Origin of the sequence: Streptomyces sp. WAC07094, assembly GCF_036320405.1 — a bacterium.
Classification (GTDB): domain Bacteria; phylum Actinomycetota; class Actinomycetes; order Streptomycetales; family Streptomycetaceae; genus Streptomyces; species Streptomyces lannensis.
In genome coordinates this window covers 2,565,078-2,581,860 of sequence record NZ_JAVMJZ010000001.1, presented here as the reverse complement: position 1 = coordinate 2,581,860, position 16,783 = coordinate 2,565,078, and the positions used below count along the sequence as shown (strand labels likewise).

Annotated in this window: 15 protein-coding genes; 12 read left to right on the top strand and 3 right to left on the bottom strand. The window is 70.3% G+C overall.

The window, feature by feature from the left end; all coding sequences use genetic code 11:
- Positions 1–100: 100 nt before the first annotated feature.
- The 8 genes from recG to mutM all read left to right on the top strand — a co-directional run bounded on the left by recG (position 101) and on the right by mutM (position 7,544).
- On the top strand, positions 101–2,305 hold the full coding sequence (recG, locus tag RCR19_RS11235; protein ID WP_331265012.1) for an ATP-dependent DNA helicase RecG: 2,205 nt from the start codon (positions 101–103) through the stop codon (positions 2,303–2,305).
- Positions 2,306–2,399: 94 nt separating this feature from the next.
- Entirely contained in the window at positions 2,400–2,987 is a 588-nt protein-coding gene (gene rsmD / locus RCR19_RS11230; protein WP_059131740.1) for a 16S rRNA (guanine(966)-N(2))-methyltransferase RsmD, read from the top strand.
- Between the two features lie 26 nt (positions 2,988–3,013).
- Entirely contained in the window at positions 3,014–3,493 is a 480-nt protein-coding gene (coaD, locus tag RCR19_RS11225) for a pantetheine-phosphate adenylyltransferase (RefSeq protein ID WP_063805791.1), read from the top strand.
- Positions 3,494–3,615: 122 nt separating this feature from the next.
- On the top strand, positions 3,616–4,689 hold the full coding sequence (locus tag RCR19_RS11220; RefSeq protein WP_331265011.1) for an ATP synthase F0 subunit B: 1,074 nt from the start codon (positions 3,616–3,618) through the stop codon (positions 4,687–4,689).
- A gap of 168 nt (positions 4,690–4,857) precedes the next feature.
- A complete protein-coding gene (locus RCR19_RS11215; protein WP_331269410.1) occupies positions 4,858–5,496 on the top strand; it encodes a YceD family protein in 639 nt (212 codons plus the stop codon).
- A 2-nt stretch (positions 5,497–5,498) separates the two neighbouring features.
- Complete coding sequence (gene rpmF / locus RCR19_RS11210) at positions 5,499–5,672, top strand: 50S ribosomal protein L32 (protein WP_003951102.1); 174 nt, start codon at positions 5,499–5,501, stop codon at positions 5,670–5,672.
- Between the two features lie 19 nt (positions 5,673–5,691).
- Positions 5,692–6,519, top strand: a complete 828-nt coding sequence (rnc, locus tag RCR19_RS11205; RefSeq protein WP_331265010.1) for a ribonuclease III — start codon at positions 5,692–5,694, stop codon at positions 6,517–6,519.
- 164 nt (positions 6,520–6,683) lie between these two features.
- On the top strand, positions 6,684–7,544 hold the full coding sequence (gene mutM / locus RCR19_RS11200; protein ID WP_331265009.1) for a bifunctional DNA-formamidopyrimidine glycosylase/DNA-(apurinic or apyrimidinic site) lyase: 861 nt from the start codon (positions 6,684–6,686) through the stop codon (positions 7,542–7,544).
- A 64-nt stretch (positions 7,545–7,608) separates the two neighbouring features.
- Here the strand turns inward: mutM and RCR19_RS11195 are convergent, their stop codons facing one another.
- Together RCR19_RS11195 and RCR19_RS11190 are read right to left on the bottom strand one after the other, a co-directional pair.
- Positions 7,609–7,995 (bottom strand): helix-turn-helix domain-containing protein, encoded by a 387-nt coding sequence (locus tag RCR19_RS11195; RefSeq protein ID WP_331265008.1) that lies wholly within the window; start codon positions 7,993–7,995, stop codon positions 7,609–7,611.
- Between the two features lie 202 nt (positions 7,996–8,197).
- Positions 8,198–9,154 (bottom strand): CAP domain-containing protein, encoded by a 957-nt coding sequence (locus tag RCR19_RS11190; protein WP_331265007.1) that lies wholly within the window; start codon positions 9,152–9,154, stop codon positions 8,198–8,200.
- A 142-nt stretch (positions 9,155–9,296) separates the two neighbouring features.
- Between RCR19_RS11190 and RCR19_RS11185 the strand changes: the two genes are divergently transcribed.
- The 4 genes from RCR19_RS11185 to RCR19_RS11170 all read left to right on the top strand — a co-directional run bounded on the left by RCR19_RS11185 (position 9,297) and on the right by RCR19_RS11170 (position 15,569).
- On the top strand, positions 9,297–9,578 hold the full coding sequence (locus tag RCR19_RS11185; protein ID WP_331265006.1) for an acylphosphatase: 282 nt from the start codon (positions 9,297–9,299) through the stop codon (positions 9,576–9,578).
- Between the two features lie 377 nt (positions 9,579–9,955).
- On the top strand, positions 9,956–10,159 hold the full coding sequence (locus RCR19_RS11180; protein WP_059131751.1) for a hypothetical protein: 204 nt from the start codon (positions 9,956–9,958) through the stop codon (positions 10,157–10,159).
- Between the two features lie 213 nt (positions 10,160–10,372).
- Positions 10,373–13,927: a chromosome segregation protein SMC gene (gene smc, locus RCR19_RS11175; RefSeq protein WP_331265005.1), complete on the top strand. Its 3,555-nt coding sequence runs from the start codon at positions 10,373–10,375 to the stop codon at positions 13,925–13,927.
- Positions 13,928–14,150: 223 nt separating this feature from the next.
- Positions 14,151–15,569, top strand: a complete 1,419-nt coding sequence (locus tag RCR19_RS11170; RefSeq protein WP_331265004.1) for a sugar porter family MFS transporter — start codon at positions 14,151–14,153, stop codon at positions 15,567–15,569.
- A gap of 152 nt (positions 15,570–15,721) precedes the next feature.
- Here the strand turns inward: RCR19_RS11170 and RCR19_RS11165 are convergent, their stop codons facing one another.
- A complete protein-coding gene (locus RCR19_RS11165; RefSeq protein ID WP_331265003.1) occupies positions 15,722–16,693 on the bottom strand; it encodes an LLM class flavin-dependent oxidoreductase in 972 nt (323 codons plus the stop codon).
- Positions 16,694–16,783 lie beyond the last annotated feature (90 nt).

Here is a 16,783-nt window from a genome sequence, read left to right as displayed (position 1 = left end):
GCGGGGCGAGCCGGAAGATGGGTCATCCTAGGCCGCGAGCCACCCCGCTGACCAGCAGATTTGCGAGACCTATACGGCGATGTCAGTGAGGTGGTGTGCAATGGATCTCGTGCCCGCACTGGAAGAACCGCTGAACAAGGTGCTCGGCCCCGCCACCGCGAAGGTGATGGCCGAGCACCTCGGCCTGCACACCGTCGGAGACCTGCTCCATCACTATCCGCGCAGGTACGAGGAGCGCGGTCAGCTCACCCACCTCGCCGATCTCCCCATGGACGAGCACGTCACGGTGGTGGCCCAGGTCGCCGACGCCCGACTGCACACCTTCGCCTCGGCCAAGGCGCCCCGCGGCAAGGGCCAGCGCCTGGAGGTGACGATCACCGACGGCAGCGGCCGCCTCCAACTGGTCTTCTTCGGCAACGGCGTGCACAAGCCCCACAAGGAACTCCTGCCGGGCACCCGGGCACTGTTCGCGGGCAAGGTCTCCGTCTTCAACCGCCGACTGCAACTGGCTCATCCGGCCTACGAGTTGCTGCGCGGCGAGGATGTGGCCGAGACGGTGGACAGCTGGGCGGGCGCGCTGATCCCGATCTACCCGGCCACCGCCAAGCTGGAGTCCTGGAAGATCGCCAAGTCGATCCAGACGGTGCTGCCGAGTGCCCAGGAGGCCCTCGATCCGCTGCCGGACGCGCTGCGCGAGGGCCGCTCCCTGGTCCCCCTGCCCGAGGCACTTCTCAAGATCCACCGGCCGCACACCAAGGCGGACATCGCCGACGCGCGCAACCGCCTCAAGTGGGACGAGGCCTTCGTCCTCCAGGTCGCCCTGGCCCGCCGACGCCACGCGGACGCGCAACTGCCCGCGGTGGCCCGGGTGCCGGCGTCCGACGGCCTGCTGAAGGCCTTCGACGCCGACCTCCCCTTCACGCTGACCGAGGGCCAGCAGAAGGTCTCGCGGGAGATCTTCGACGACCTGGCGACCGAACACCCCATGCACCGGCTGCTCCAGGGGGAGGTCGGTTCGGGAAAGACCCTGGTGGCGCTGCGCGCCATGCTCGCCGTCGTCGACGCGGGCGGTCAGGCCGCCATGCTGGCGCCCACCGAGGTGCTCGCCCAGCAGCACCACCGGTCGATCGTCGAGATGATGGGGGAGTTGGCCGAGGGCGGGATGCTGGGCGGCTCTGAGCAGGCCACCAAGGTCGTGCTGCTGACGGGCTCGATGGGGGCGGCGGCGCGGCGGCAGGCGCTGCTCGACCTCGTCACGGGAGAGGCCGGGATAGTGATCGGTACCCATGCGCTGATCGAGGACAAGGTGCAGTTCCACGATCTCGGGCTGGTCGTGGTGGACGAGCAGCACCGGTTCGGCGTCGAGCAGCGGGACGCGCTGCGCGGCAAGGGCAGGCAACCGCCGCATCTGCTGGTGATGACGGCCACGCCGATCCCGAGGACCGTCGCCATGACCGTGTTCGGCGACCTGGAGACCTCCGTCCTCGACCAGCTTCCGGCCGGCCGTTCCCCGATCGCCAGCCATGTGGTCCCGTCGGCCGACAAGCCGCACTTCCTTGCGCGCGCCTGGGAACGCGTGCGCGAGGAAGTCGGGAACGGCCACCAGGCGTATGTGGTGTGTCCCCGTATCGGGGACGACGAGGACGAGCCGAAGAAGGCGCGGAAGTCGCCGGAGGACGAGGCGGAGAAGCGCCCCCCGCTCGCCGTCCTCGACGTGGCCGGGCAACTTGCGAAGGGCCCCCTCCAGGGGCTGCGGGTCGAGGTGCTGCACGGCCGGATGCCGCCCGACGACAAGGACGCGGTGATGCGCAGGTTCGCCGCCGGCGGGACCGACGTCCTGGTCGCCACGACGGTCATCGAGGTCGGCGTGAACGTCCCGAACTCCACCGCGATGGTGATCATGGATGCCGACCGCTTCGGGGTCTCCCAACTCCACCAGCTGCGCGGCCGGGTCGGCCGTGGCTCGGCGCCCGGTCTCTGCCTCCTGGTCACCGACATGCCGGAGGCGAGCGCCGCACGTCAGCGGCTGAACGCCGTGGCCTCCACCCTCGACGGCTTCGAGCTCTCCCGCATCGACCTCGAACAGCGCCGCGAGGGCGACGTCCTCGGCCAGGCCCAGTCGGGCGCCCGCTCCTCGCTGCGCGTGCTCGCCGTCATCGACGACGAGGAGATCATCGCGGAGGCCCGCGAGGAGGCCGCCGCGGTGGTGGCCGCCGACCCGGAGCTGGAGCGCCTGCCCGGTCTGCGCACGGCACTGGACGCCCTGCTCGACGAGGACCGGGAGCAGTACCTGGACAAGGGGTGACCGAGCGGCGACGTCGCCCGGGCTGCGAGACTGGAGGAAAACACCCCGCATATGGCGCAGGGCACCGACCCCCACACCGACAAGGACCGAAGAGATGACCCGCGTGATCGCCGGCCGGGCCGGCGGACGCCGTCTGGCCGTCCCGCCGGGGAACGGCACCCGTCCCACGTCCGACCGGGCGCGCGAGGGCCTCTTCTCCACCTGGCAGTCGCTGCTCGGCGGTCCGTTGGCCGGCGAGCGCGTCCTGGACCTGTACGCCGGGTCGGGAGCCGTCGGTCTGGAGGCGCTGTCCCGAGGAGCGGGCCACAGCCTGCTCGTCGAGGCCGACGCCCGGGCCGTGCGTACCGTCCGTGAGAACGTCAAGGCGCTCGGGCTGCCGGGCGCCGAGGTCAGGGCGGGCAAAGCGGAACAGATCATCCACAGCCCGGCGCCGGCTCAGCCGTACGACATCGTCTTCCTGGACCCGCCGTACGCGGTCTCCGACGACGATCTTCGCGAGATTCTGCTCACACTCCGCGCCGGGGGCTGGCTCGGGGCCGAAGCCGTCGTCACCGTGGAGCGCAGCACCAGAGGCGGGGAATTCCGGTGGCCGGACGGCTTCGAAGCGGTCCGGGCCCGTCGTTACGGCGAGGGGACCTTTTGGTACGGTCGCGCCGCCTCTACGTGCGAAGACGCACGATGACCGGACCGGAGAGCGAGGGATCACAAGTGCGCCGCGCCGTCTGTCCCGGGTCGTTCGACCCGATCACCAACGGACACCTCGACATCATTGCCCGTGCGTCCCGGCTGTACGACGAGGTCTATGTCGCGGTGATGGTGAACCAGTCCAAGAAGGGCCTCTTCGAGGTCGACGAGCGGATCGAGCTGATCCGCCAGGTCACCGCCGACTACGCGAACGTCGTCGTGGAGTCCCATCACGGCCTCCTCGTCGACTTCTGCAAGCAGCGCGACATCCCCGCCATCGTCAAGGGTCTGCGCGCCGTCAGTGACTTCGACTACGAACTCCAGATGGCCCAGATGAACAACGGCCTGTCCGGCGTTGAGACCCTTTTCGTCCCCACCAACCCCACCTACAGCTTCCTGTCCTCCTCGCTGGTCAAGGAGGTGGCGGCCTGGGGCGGAGACGTCTCCCACCTGGTGCCCCCGGCCGTTCTGGAAGCCCTGGACAAGCGCCTCAGGAAGGACTGAGCGAGGCCGCGGAGCCCTCTGCGGAACCTGACAGTCCGTCACTCGGTGTCGGTCGGGGCGGAAGTGGTCGTAGAGTCGAACCGTCCGTCTTCATCACAGCTGTAGAGAGTGGCGAGCACACGGTGGACGTGCAGAAGAAGCTCGACGAGATCGTCTCGGTGGTCTCCGGCGCCCGGTCGATGCCCATGTCGGCCTCGTGCGTGGTCAACCGCGCCGAGCTGCTCTCGATGCTCGAGGAGGTACGCGCGGCGCTGCCCGACTCCCTGGCCGAGGCCCAGGAGCTGATCGGCGACCGTGAGCACCTGGTCGAGCGGGCCCGGCAGGAGGCCGAGCGGATCATCGAGGGCGCGCACGCCGAGCGCGGTTCGCTGATCTCCGACACCGAGGTCGCCCGCCGCTCCCAGAACGAGGCCGAGCGCATCCTCACCGAGGCCCGCCAGGAGGCCGAGGAGGTCCGCGCCGAGGCCGACGACTACGTCGACTCCAAGCTCGCCAACTTCGAGGTCGTCCTCACGAAGACGCTCGGCTCGGTCGGCCGCGGGCGGGAGAAGCTCCTCGGCACCGGTCCCGGTCTCGACGAGCAGGGCTACGAGGACGAGGACGCCCCCGAGCGCAGCCACGACCCCGAGACCCTGCGCCGTGACGCCGACGCCTACGTGGACACCAAGCTCGGCGCCTTCGAGGCCGTCCTCGCCAAGACCCTGGACGCCGTCGGCAAGGGCCGCCAGAAGCTGCACGGCCGGATCGCCACCGACGACCTCGGCGCGCTCGCCGACGACCCGAGGACCGTCCAGCACTCCAGCGACGCCGACTACCTGGCCGACCTCGCGGCCCTGTCGGACGCCCCGGCCCAGGCCCCGGCCGCCCCCGCCCAGGCGCCCGAGATCCCCGCCCAGCAGGCCGAACCGGCATACGCGCAGCAGCAGGACCCGTACGGCTATCAGCAGACGGACCAGTACGGCTATCAGCAGACGTACGCCCAGCAGGACGCCTACGGCTACCAGCAGGCCGATCCGTACGCCGCCTACCAGCAGCAGCAGATGCAGGGGTACGACCAGCAGGCCATGTACGGCCAGCAGCAGCAGGACCAGGGATACGCCCAGCCCGACGTCCTGGACGAGACCAGCCTCTTCGACACCGGCATGATCAGTGCCGAGCAGCTGCGTGCCTACGAACAGGGGCGCGGCGGTCACTGACCGTCCCCCGCGGGCGGGATCAGGGAGGGTCACGAACACCGGATTGGGCCGTGAGCGATAGGTCCAGTATCCTGGCTCTTCGGTCGCGCGTACCGTTCGCGATCAGAGCTGCCCGCGGATGGCGGAGCGGCACCCCCTGGAGTCAGAAGACCGAAAGCAGGAACGGCCCTGAACGCCCGCCTCGACCACCGCAAGCCCCTCGTGTTCGACACGCACGAGCTGGGGCGGCGTCCTGGTGCGCTGCAGCGCCTGACCAAGACGATCGAGGCTCCGAAGGACCTCGGTATCCAAGGGGTCGTCGGAGTGCCGGAAGGCGCCCCGGTGGAGCTCGAACTCCGACTCGAGTCGGTCATGGAAGGGGTGCTCGTCACAGGCACCGCCCGTGCATCGGCCGAGGGGGAGTGCGTAAGGTGTCTGGAGCCGCTCGGGCTGGAGCTCGAAGCGGACTTCCAGGAGCTGTTCTCGTACCCTGACGCCGACGACCGGGGCCGTGTGATCGCGGAGCCGGGCGACGACGCCGAGGACGACGAGGACAGGTTCTTCCTCGAGGACGGACTTTTCGACCTCGAACCTCTGCTGCGCGATGCGGTGGTGCTCGCACTGCCGATGCAGCCGGTGTGTCGGGAAGACTGCCCGGGCCTGTGCTCCGAGTGCGGAGTGCGGCTCGCGGACGACCCGGACCACCACCATGACGCCGTCGACATCCGTTGGGCGGCACTGCAGGGACTCGCCGGCACCATGACGGACGGCGAGAAGGACGAGATGAGCGGCGCCGAAGCGGGCGTCGACGAGAAGCAGGAGAAGTAGCCGTGGCTGTTCCGAAGCGGAAGATGTCGCGCAGCAACACGCGCCACCGCCGGTCGCAGTGGAAGGCTGCGGTCCCCACTCTGGTTGCGTGCGAGCGCTGCCACGAGCCCAAGCAGCAGCACATCGCGTGCCCGTCGTGCGGCACCTACAACAAGCGCCAGGTCCTCGAGGTCTGAGCGGCTGGTGAGAGGTGTGATGTCTGACGCCAAGGCGGACCCAAACGCCAAGAAAAAGGCGGAGAACACAGCCTCGTCCCACACGCTTCTGGAAGGGCGGCTCGGCTACAAGGTCGAGTCCGCCCTTCTGGTGCGTGCCCTGACTCATCGTTCGTACGCGTACGAGAACGGCGGTCTGCCGACGAACGAGCGACTGGAGTTCCTCGGGGACTCCGTGCTCGGCCTCGTCGTCACCGACACGCTGTACCGGACCCACCCGGACCTGCCCGAGGGCCAGCTGGCCAAGTTGCGGGCCGCGGTGGTCAACTCGCGTGCGCTTGCGGAGGTGAGTCGTGGGCTCGACCTCGGCTCCTTCATCCGGCTCGGCCGGGGTGAAGAGGGCACGGGCGGCAGGGACAAGGCTTCCATTCTGGCCGACACCCTTGAAGCGGTGATCGGCGCTGTCTATCTCGATCAGGGCCTGGATTCGGCGGGGGAGCTGGTGCACCGCCTGTTCGATCCGCTGATCGAGAAGTCCTCGAATCTCGGTGCCGGCCTGGACTGGAAGACCAGCCTCCAGGAGCTCACCGCGACCGAGGGGCTCGGCGTGCCCGAGTACCTGGTCACGGAGACCGGCCCGGACCACGAGAAGACCTTTACTGCTGCCGCCCGCGTCGGAGGCGTCTCGTACGGCACCGGCACCGGCCGCAGCAAGAAGGAGGCGGAGCAGCAGGCCGCGGAGTCGGCCTGGCGCTCCATCCGCACGGCCGCGGACGAGCGGGCCAAGGCGGAGGCCGAGGCGAAGGAGTCCCCCGACGGGGGCCCCGGCACTGCTTCGGCCCCGGCGGGCGATCCGGCCACAGCCTGAATCCTTCATCTTCACGGACCCCGCCCGGCGCATCCGCCGGGCGGGGTCCGCGTCGTAGGGCGGCTGGTTCACCGCTGTCGGTACGGCCGGCCGGAGCCCGCCGGAGGCCCGTGATCACGAGGTACCCTGCGGACGTCGTCCCTGTCCACCCTTCCGGAGGAACCGTGCCCGAGCTGCCCGAGGTCGAGGTCGTGCGGCGAGGCCTGGAGCGCTGGGTCGCCCACCGGACCGTCGCCGACGTGGACGTGCTGCACCCGCGCGCCGTGCGCCGGCACATCGCGGGCGGCGAGGACTTCGCGCACCGGCTGAAGGGACAGCTCCTCGGCACACCGAGCCGGCGCGGCAAGTACCTCTGGATCCCGGTGGAGACCACCGGCACCGCGATCCTGGCCCATCTCGGAATGAGCGGTCAGCTCCTTGTCCAGCCGCAGGAGGCCGCGCAGGAGAAGCACCTGCGCGTCCGCCTCCGCTTCGACGACGTCGTCGGCACCGAGCTGCGTTTTGTCGACCAGCGGACGTTCGGCGGTCTCTCACTGCACGACACCGGCGCCGACGGGCTGCCCGACGTCATCGCGCACATCGCCCGCGACCCCCTCGACCCGCTCTTCGACGACGAGGCCTTCCACGGGGCGCTGCGCCGCAAGCGCACGACCATCAAGCGGGCCCTGCTCGACCAGTCGCTGATCAGCGGCGTCGGCAATATCTACGCGGACGAGGCGCTGTGGCGCGCCCGCGTCCACTACGAGCGCCCCACCGCGAACTTCACCCGGCCGCGCACCGCCGAACTCCTCGGCCATGTACGGGACGTGATGAACGCCGCGCTCGCCGTGGGCGGCACGAGCTTCGACAGTCTCTATGTCAACGTCAACGGGGAGTCGGGCTACTTCGACCGGTCGCTGGACGCCTACGGCCGGGAGGGCGAGCCCTGCCGGCGCTGCACCACACCGATGCGCCGCCGCCCCTGGATGAACCGCTCCAGCTATTTCTGCCCCACCTGCCAGCGGACGCCGAGGGCCGTGCTGTAGCCGCGACGCCGTGGGATGAGCGTGCCGTGCACCGCGCCGCCGACCTGATCCGAACGACGGACCCTTAGCCGTCCCGCTTCTCGTCGTACCGGTGACGGGCGGCGAGCACCTCGTCCATGTGCCCCTCCAGGGAGCGGATGAGGGCCAGCAGACGCTCGGCGACCTCGTGGCCGAGCGGCGTGAGTTCGTAGTCGACGCGTGGCGGGTTCGTGGGCCGGGCCTCGCGGTGCACGAGGCCGTCGCGCTCCAGCGCGTGCAGGGTCTGGGACAGCATCTTCTCGCTGACCCCGTCGACCCGCCGCCTCAGCTCGTTGAACCGGAGCGAGCCCTCGTGCAGGGCTCCGAGCGTCAGTGCCCCCCAGCGGCCCGTGACGTGTTCCAGCGTGCCCCGTGACGGGCACGTCTTGGAGAAGACGTCGTACGGGAGGTCCCGCTCCTGCGCCGTGGTCATGCCCGCAGCGTACGCCACCACGACACTAACCGACAGAGTGCGCTAACCAAGGGACAGTGCACAGGGTGGGGTCACACCGGATGCCGTCGAGCGGCACCCTGCCCCGGACCGCAGTGGATCGCGACCTCTCGGAGGGAGAACCCACGACTGACGGCCCGGTCACGTCCCAGGACGGAACTCAGCCGACTGATCTGCGGGGTTCTCAGTAACCGAAGTCCTGCGTCCACCAAGGGCCGCCGTCCCCGAAGTGCACTCCCACGCCCAGCGTCTGGAAGTCGCAGTTCAGTATGTTCGCCCGGTGGCCGGGGCTGTTCATCCAGGCGACCATCACGTCCTGCGCGGTCGCCTGGCCGCGGGCTATGTTCTCGCCGCCCAGGTCGGTTATGCCGAGCGCCGCGGCGCGGTCCCAGGGGTCCTGGCCGCTGGGGTCGGTGTGGTCGAAGAAGCCCTGCGCCGCCATGGCCTCGCTGAACCCCTCCGCCAGCTTCTTCAGCGGGCCGTTCGGGGTCACCGGGCTGCAGCCCACCTTGGCGCGCTCGTCGTTGACCAGCTTGAGGACCGCGACCGCGGCCGCTCCCTCGGCGGTCACCTTCGCCGGAGGCGTGGTCTGCGGCTCGGTCGTCTCCTGCTGCACCGGAGGCGCGGCCGTCGCCGTCTTCGTCGCGGTCGGAGCCGGTGCCTTCGAGGGCTCCTCGGCCGGCGCCGAGGGGGCGGCCGAGGTGGACGGAGGCGGCGTGGTCGGCGCGGCCGCGCGGTCGTCGTCGCGGCTCGTGGAGGTGGACCCGCGGTCGTCGGCGCTGCCGCTCGTGCCGCCCTGCTCGGTCGCGAAGCCGGACGGAGCGGCGCCCCCCGCCTGCGGGCCACCGGCGTCCCCGCTCACGGTGAACTGCTTGGCGCCCGGCAGCACCCCGGCGGCGACCGCCACGGTACCGAGCGCGACGGCCGCGGAGACTCCCAGCAGACCCGTGCGCACCGGGGTCGCGGCCTTCTTCCTGCGGTGCGAGCGGGTCGCGAGCCGATCCGCTTCCAGCACCGCGGCGAAGCCGTACAGGTTCTCCGGCCCGTAATCCTCCGTGGAGATCTGGTGCTTCTGCGTGACTTCGGTGGCGCGGCCCCCCGTGGCGGCGCGTCCGGCGGCGGAGCGTCGGTGGCGTCCCATCTGCTGGCCTTCCTGGTCTTGCGGTCAGCGCAACTCACTCGATCGAGTGAGTTTCACATGAGCTTCATATGGATGGGGACGCTACCGCATGGCGCAAGGGGAGGAAGTGCCCACAGTGACATTGGCCGGTTAGCGTGCACCCATGAACGACGAAGCGCGGCTTGTGGCATGGGTGCGCGGACGTGTCCAGGGCGTGGGTTTCCGCTGGTACACGCGGGCCAAGGCGCTGGAGATCGGTGGCCTGCGCGGCTTCGCCTCCAATCTCGACGACGGTCGGGTCCAGGTGGTGGCGGAGGGGTCGCGGCACGGATGCGAGGTCCTGCTGGGCTGGCTCCGGGGCGACGACACACCCGGGCGTGTAGACGGAGTGACTGAGATTTGGGACACCCCGCGCGGCGGATACGAGGGCTTCGCGATTCGCTGAGCCATGACCGGGTGACCGTCCCGCACAAGCGGACGGACATGCCACTGGTACCTGCCCGAAGCAGAAAGAGCCTGGTGGTTGCCAAGAAACGCCGGGCGTGGCAGGCTCCGCAGATAAGGATGATCTCCACACCCGCAGGGGCCCTTGGGAGCCGCAGCGTCACCCACCCGGGGGAGCGCGCGCACGGGTCGCCCCCGACGCAGGGTGTGATCGTGTTGACCGTCAAACTTTTTGGTGAGACGCTGAAAGCCCCGCGCACCTTAGCTGTTTGGCATGTAAGAACGGCGCAGAACTCAACAGTGCCAAGCATCGCGGGTGCGAATCCCTCACGACCCACACCGCATCGGTCGGTCACTCAGTGTGGAGGACCATCCATCATGGCAAAGGCGCTTCTCGGTTACGTCGGCGGCTCCGACCCGCGACTCCTCGCCGAGATGCGACGGCTCCAGCAGCGCGTCCAGGAGCTCGAGTCCGAGCTCGGACGGATCCAGGCGGAGAACGACGCGCTGACGGCTGCCGCTTCTCACGACAGGATCATGGAGAGCGTCGACGCACACCAGGCGGAGCCTGCGCTCACCTGATCACTGCATCGCTCCACGAAGGCACCCGCAGTGGTTGGGCAGCCCCTATCAACCGCTCAGTTGTCAGAGTTGCAAGGGACGCCTCGGCGTCCCTTCTTTCTTGCCCCCGTACACCCCTTCAGTCTTCTTAACGGATGGTGTGCCCTGCGCGTTCACGGGTGAAACCGCGGGTTCATGGAGTGAGATACCGGGCGGAAGGTAGAGTCCAGCGGCGTGCACCTCAAGGCCCTGACCCTTCGCGGCTTCAAGTCGTTCGCTTCGGCCACCACGCTCCGGTTCGAGCCGGGGATCACCTGTGTGGTGGGCCCGAACGGCTCGGGCAAGTCCAATGTCGTGGACGCGCTCAGCTGGGTCATGGGCGAGCAGGGGGCCAAGTCGCTGCGCGGCGGCAAGATGGAGGACGTCATCTTCGCCGGCACCACCGGGCGCCCCCCGCTCGGCCGCGCCGAGGTCTCACTGACCATCGACAACAGCGACGGGGCCCTCCCGATCGAGTACGCCGAGGTCACCATCACGCGGATCATGTTCCGCAACGGCGGCAGCGAGTACCAGATCAACGGTGACACGTGCCGTCTGCTCGACATCCAGGAGCTCCTCTCCGACTCCGGCATCGGCCGCGAGATGCACGTGATCGTCGGCCAGGGCCAGCTCGACTCCGTGCTGCACGCCGATCCCATGGGCCGCCGCGCCTTCATCGAAGAGGCCGCGGGCGTGCTCAAGCACCGCAAGCGCAAGGAGAAGGCCCTCCGGAAGCTGGACGCCATGCAGGTGAACCTCGCCCGCGTCCAGGACCTCACCGACGAACTGCGCCGCCAGCTCAAACCGCTGGGACGGCAGGCGGCGGTCGCCCGCCGGGCGGCGGTGATCCAGGCCGATCTCCGGGACGCCCGGCTGCGGCTGCTCGCCGACGATCTCGTACGGCTGAGGGAGGGGCTCAAGGCCGAGATCGCGGACGAGGCGGCGCTCAAGGAGCGCAAGGAGGCCGCCGAGGCCGAACTGAAGAAGGCACTGCAGCGCGAGGCGCTCCTGGAGGACGAGGTCCGGCAGCTGACGCCGCGTCTGCAGCGCGCCCAGCAGACCTGGTACGAGCTGTCGCAGCTCGCGGAGCGGGTGCGCGGCACGATCTCGCTCGCCGACGCCCGGGTGAAGAGCGCCACCTCGGCGCCCCCGGAGGAACGGCGTGGACGCGACCCCGAGGACATGGAGCGCGAGGCGGAGCGCATTCGTGAGCAGGAGGCCGAACTGGAGGCCGCCCTCGAGGCGGCCGAGCGCGCGCTGGACGACACCGTCGCGCACCGGTCCGAACTGGAGCGCGAACTCGCGATCGAGGAGCGGCGGCTGAAGGACGCGGCCCGCGCCATCGCCGACCGCCGTGAGGGCCTCGCCCGGCTGAACGGCCAGGTCAACGCGGCCCGTTCGCGGGCCGCCTCCGCGCAGGCCGAGATCGACCGCCTCGCCGCCGCCCGGGACGAGGCACAGGAACGCGCCGCCGTCGCCCAGGAGGAGTACGAGACGCTGAAGGCCGAGGTCGACGGCCTCGACGCGGATGACGCCGACCTGGCCGAGCAGCACGAGGCAGCGAAGCAGGCCCTCGCCGGTGCGGAAGCCGCCCTGTCGGCCGCTCGCGAGGCGGCCACCACCGCCGAACGCCGGCGCGCCGCGGTCGCGGCCCGCCACGAGGCGCTCGCCCTGGGCCTGCGCCGCAAGGACGGCACGGGCGCCCTGCTCGACGCGAAGGACCGTCTCACCGGTCTGCTCGGTCCCGCGGCCGAGCTGCTCTCCGTGACCCCGGGGCATGAGGTGCCGCTCGCGGCCGCCTTCGGTGCGGCCGCGGACGCCGTCGCGGTCACCACACCGGGTGCCGCGGCCGAGGCGATCCGGCTGCTGCGCAAGCAGGACGCGGGGCGGGCGGCCCTGCTGCTGAGCGGCGCCCCCGACGACGTACCGGAGCAGGAACCCGCCCCCGGGGGCGTGCACGCGGCCGATCTGGTCCGTGGTCCCGCCGAGCTGATGTCCGCCGTGCGGCGGCTGCTGCGCGGCGTCGTCGTGGTGGGCAGCCTCGAGGACGCCGAGGAGCTCGTCCACAGGCGGCCCGATCTGACCGCCGTCACCGCCGAGGGCGATCTCCTCGGGGCGCATTTCGCGCACGGCGGCTCCGCCGGTGCGCCCAGTCTGCTCGAGGTGCAGGCCTCCGTCGACGAGGCCGCCGCCGAGCTGGAGGAACTCGCTGTCAGATGCGAAGAGCTGACCGAGGAGCAGCGGCAGGCGGGCGAGCGGCGCAGGGAGTGCGCCGCGCTCGTCGACGAGGTGGGGGAGCACCGGCGCGCTGCCGAGCGCGAGAGGTCCTCCGTCGCCCAGCAGCTCGGGCGGCTGGCCGGCCAGGCACGCGGTGCCGCGGGAGAGGCCGAGCGCTCCACCGCGGCCGCCGCCCGGGCGCAGGAGGCCCTGGAGAAGGCTCTGGGAGAGGTCGAGGAACTCGCCGAGCGGCTCGCCGTCGCCGAGGAGATGCCGGTGGAGGAGGAGCCCGACACCTCCGTGCGGGACCGGCTCGCCGCCGACGGGGCGAACGCGCGTCAGACCGAGATGGAGGCCAGGCTCCAGGTCCGTACGCACGAGGAGCGGGTCAAGGGGCTGGCCGGACGCGCCGACTCCCTCGACCGGGCCGCCCGCGCCGAACGGGAGGCCCGCGCCCGCGCCGAACAGCGCCGGGCCCGGCTGCGGCACGAGGCCGCCGTCGCGGAGGCCGTCGCCTCCGGCGCCCGGCAGCTCCTCGCACATGTCGAGATCTCCCTGGGCCGGGCGGAGGCCGAGCGCACCGCCGCGGACGCCGCCAAGACCCGTCGCGAGCAGGAGCTCGCCACCGCCCGCACCGAGGGCCGCGACCTGAAGTCCGAGCTCGACAAGCTCACGGACTCCGTCCATCGCGGTGAGGTGCTCGGCGCCGAGAAGCGGCTGCGCATAGAGCAACTCGAGACCAAGGCGCTGGAGGAACTCGGTGTCGAGGCGGCCGGGCTGATCGCCGACTACGGTCCTGACCAGCCGGTACCGCCGTCGCTGCCCGCCGAGGGCGAGGAGCTGCCCGAGGACCCCGAGCACCCGCGCAACCAGCCGCGCCGCTTCGTCCGCGGCGAGCAGGAGAAGCGGCTTAAGGCCGCGGAGCGCGCCTATCAGCAGCTCGGCAAGGTCAACCCGCTCGCGCTGGAGGAGTTCGCGGCGCTGGAGGAGCGTCACAAGTTCCTCAGCGAACAGCTCGAGGACCTCAAGAAGACCCGTGCCGACCTGCTTCAGGTCGTGAAGGAGGTCGACGAGCGCGTCGAGCAGGTCTTCACCGAGGCCTACCGGGACACCGCACGAGAGTTCGAGGGCGTCTTCAGTCGGCTCTTCCCCGGCGGCGACGGGCGGCTCGTGCTGACCGACCCGGACAACATGCTCACCACGGGTGTCGACGTCGAGGCGCGGCCGCCGGGCAAGAAGGTCAAGCGGCTCTCGCTGCTCTCCGGCGGCGAGCGGTCGCTGACCGCCGTCGCGCTGCTCGTGTCCATCTTCAAGGCGCGTCCCAGCCCCTTCTACGTCATGGACGAGGTCGAGGCCGCCCTCGACGACACCAACCTGCAGCGGCTGATCCGCATCATGCAGGAGCTGCAGGAGGCCTCGCAGCTGATCGTGATCACGCACCAGAAGCGCACGATGGAGGTGGCCGACGCGCTGTACGGCGTCTCCATGCAGGGCGACGGTGTGTCGAAGGTCATCTCCCAGCGGCTGCGCTAGCCGGGTGCGACCTGCAACGGTCCTCCGCGTATGACGCGTTGAGTTCAACTACTGAACGCTATGGGCACACTCCCGGGGTAAAAATTCACAGCTACCCGACTATTGACTTCGAAACTTGAAGGCATAGTCTCTGCAACGTTGCTTTTACCTTCAGGTCTCGCTACCTGACAGGGCTCACCCCCCACCCCCGGCGACGTTGCCGGTGGCCCGAGGAGTTACACACGTGACCAGCACAGCGCAGGCGCCTAAGCCAGGAGCCGGGATGGCTCACCCCGATCATCTCGGGCACGTCATCTTCATCGCGGCGGCGGCCGCGATGGGCGGCTTCCTCTTCGGCTACGACAGTTCCGTGATCAACGGCGCCGTCGAGGCCATCCGGACCCGGTACGACATCGGGTCCGCCGCGCTGGCCCAGGTCATCGCCGTCGCCCTGATCGGCTGCGCCATCGGTGCCGCCACCGCCGGCCGCATAGCCGACCGCATCGGCCGCATCCGGTGCATGCAGATCTCCGCCGTCCTCTTCACCGTCAGCGCCGTCGGTTCCGCGCTGCCCTTCGCGCTGTGGGACCTCGCCCTGTGGCGCATCGTCGGCGGCTTCGCGATCGGCATGGCCTCCGTGATCGGCCCCGCCTACATCGCCGAGGTCGCTCCCCCGGCCTACCGCGGCCGGCTCGGCTCCTTCCAGCAGGCGGCGATCGTCGTCGGCATCGCCATTTCGCAGCTGGTCAACTGGGGTCTGCTGAACGCCGCGGGCGGCGACCAGCGCGGCAAGCTGATGGGCCTGGAGGCCTGGCAGGTCATGCTGGGCGTCATGGTCGTCCCGGCCGTCCTGTACGGTCTGCTCTCCTTCGCCATCCCCGAGTCCCCGCGCTTCCTGCTCTCCGTCGGCAGGCGTGAGCGCGCCCGGGAGATCCTCGCCGAGGTCGAGGGCAAGAACGCCGACCTGGACGCCCGCGTCGCCGAGATCGAGCACGCCATGAAGAGCGAGCACAAGTCGGCCTTCAAGGACCTGCTGGGCGGAGGCTTCTTCTTCAAGCCGATCGTCTGGATCGGCATCGGTCTGTCCGTCTTCCAGCAGTTCGTCGGCATCAACGTCGCGTTCTACTACTCCTCGACGTTGTGGCAGTCGGTCGGCGTCGACCCGGCGGACTCCTTCTTCTACTCGTTCACGACGTCGATCATCAACATCGTCGGCACCGTGATCGCGATGATCTTCGTGGACCGCATCGGCCGCAAGCCGCTCGCGATCATCGGTTCGGTCGGCATGGTGGTCGGCCTCGCCCTGGAGGCCTGGGCGTTCTCCTCCCACCTCGTCGACGGCAGGCTCCCGAGCACCCAGGGCTGGGTGGCCCTGGTCGCCGCGCATGTGTTCGTCCTCTTCTTCGCCCTGTCCTGGGGCGTGGTCGTCTGGGTCATGCTCGGCGAGATGTTCCCGAACAGGATCCGCGCCGCCGCCCTGGGTGTGGCCGCCGCCGCCCAGTGGATCGCCAACTGGGCCATCACCGCGAGCTTCCCGTCGCTGGCCGACTGGAACCTCTCCGTTACCTACGTGATCTACGCGGTCTTCGCCGCGCTCTCCATCCCGTTCGTCCTGAAGTTCGTGAAGGAGACGAAGGGCAAGGCGCTGGAGGAGATGGGCTGACCCATCGCTTCGAGCTCGAGGAGAAGGGCCAAGTCCCCGCTGCCCCTCTCCTCGAACCCCGTCGCCGCCCGGCTCGGCCCTTGCCCGAGCCGGGCGGCGCGTTGTACGGACGGGTCCGCCCGGCCGCACCGGGGCCCGGCGACCACAGACGGTCAGTCCTCCAGCCTCGGCAGCACGCTCTCGCAGAACAGACGCAGGCTGCGCCAGCCCTCGTCCACCGGCATCCCGCCGGACAGCGGGTGCAGAACGTGGTTGTCCAGACCGAGGGCCACGCACGCGTCGGGGGTGAGGATGCGGTAGACGCCCTCCGCCCGCAGCTCCTCCACGGTGGTGGCCGCCGACTTCACGGCCGAGCGGACGCCGCCGGACTGCCAGGAGGCGTATGTGCGCGCCTCGTGCAGGAAGTGCCGGCCGTAGAGGGCCCACGCCCGGTCCGGGTCCTCCGCGATGTGCAGCAGCGGGGTCTCGGCCGCGGGCATCATCGTCCAGCCCTCGGTGCCGTACTCGACAAGCCGCTCCTTGTAGTACGACTCCAGCTCCGGCAGGTGGGCGCTCGGGAAGAACGGGAGGCCGAGGCGGGCGGCGCGGCGGGCCGCGGCCTTCGAGGAGCCGCCGACGAGCAGCAGGGGGTGGGGCTCGGTGCACGGGCGCGGGGTGACGCGCACGGTACGGCCGCGGAACGGGAACTCCTCGCCGGTCCACGCCTTCAGCAGGGTCTCGAGGAGCTCGTCCTGAAGCCTGCCGCGTGCCTTCCAGTCGACGTCGAAGATGGCGTACTCCTCGGGCCGGTAGCCGATCCCGGCGACGGTGACCAGCCTGCCGCCGCTGAGCAGGTCCAGTACGGCGATCTCCTCGGCCAGGCGCAGCGGATCGTGCAGCGGGCCGATCGCCGCGGAGACGGTCACCGCGAGCCTGCGGGTCGCGCCGAAGACCGCTCCGGCGAAGACGAACGGCGAGGGCAGCCAGTTGTTCGCCACCCCGTGGTGTTCCTCCGTCTGGACGGTGGTGACCCCCCGCTCGTCGGCGTACGCGGCCATCTCCAGGGCGGCCCGATAGCGGGTGCTCAGCGACGCGGGTGCGGCGTCGGGCTCGACGAGGTTGAAACGTACGACCGTGACGGGCATGGTGGGTCCCCTTCGCCTTGGCCGGGCAGGGTGTGCGGGGGGACGTTATCTGACGGTGCGTCAGACATCCAGGGATGCGTGACCCGAAAC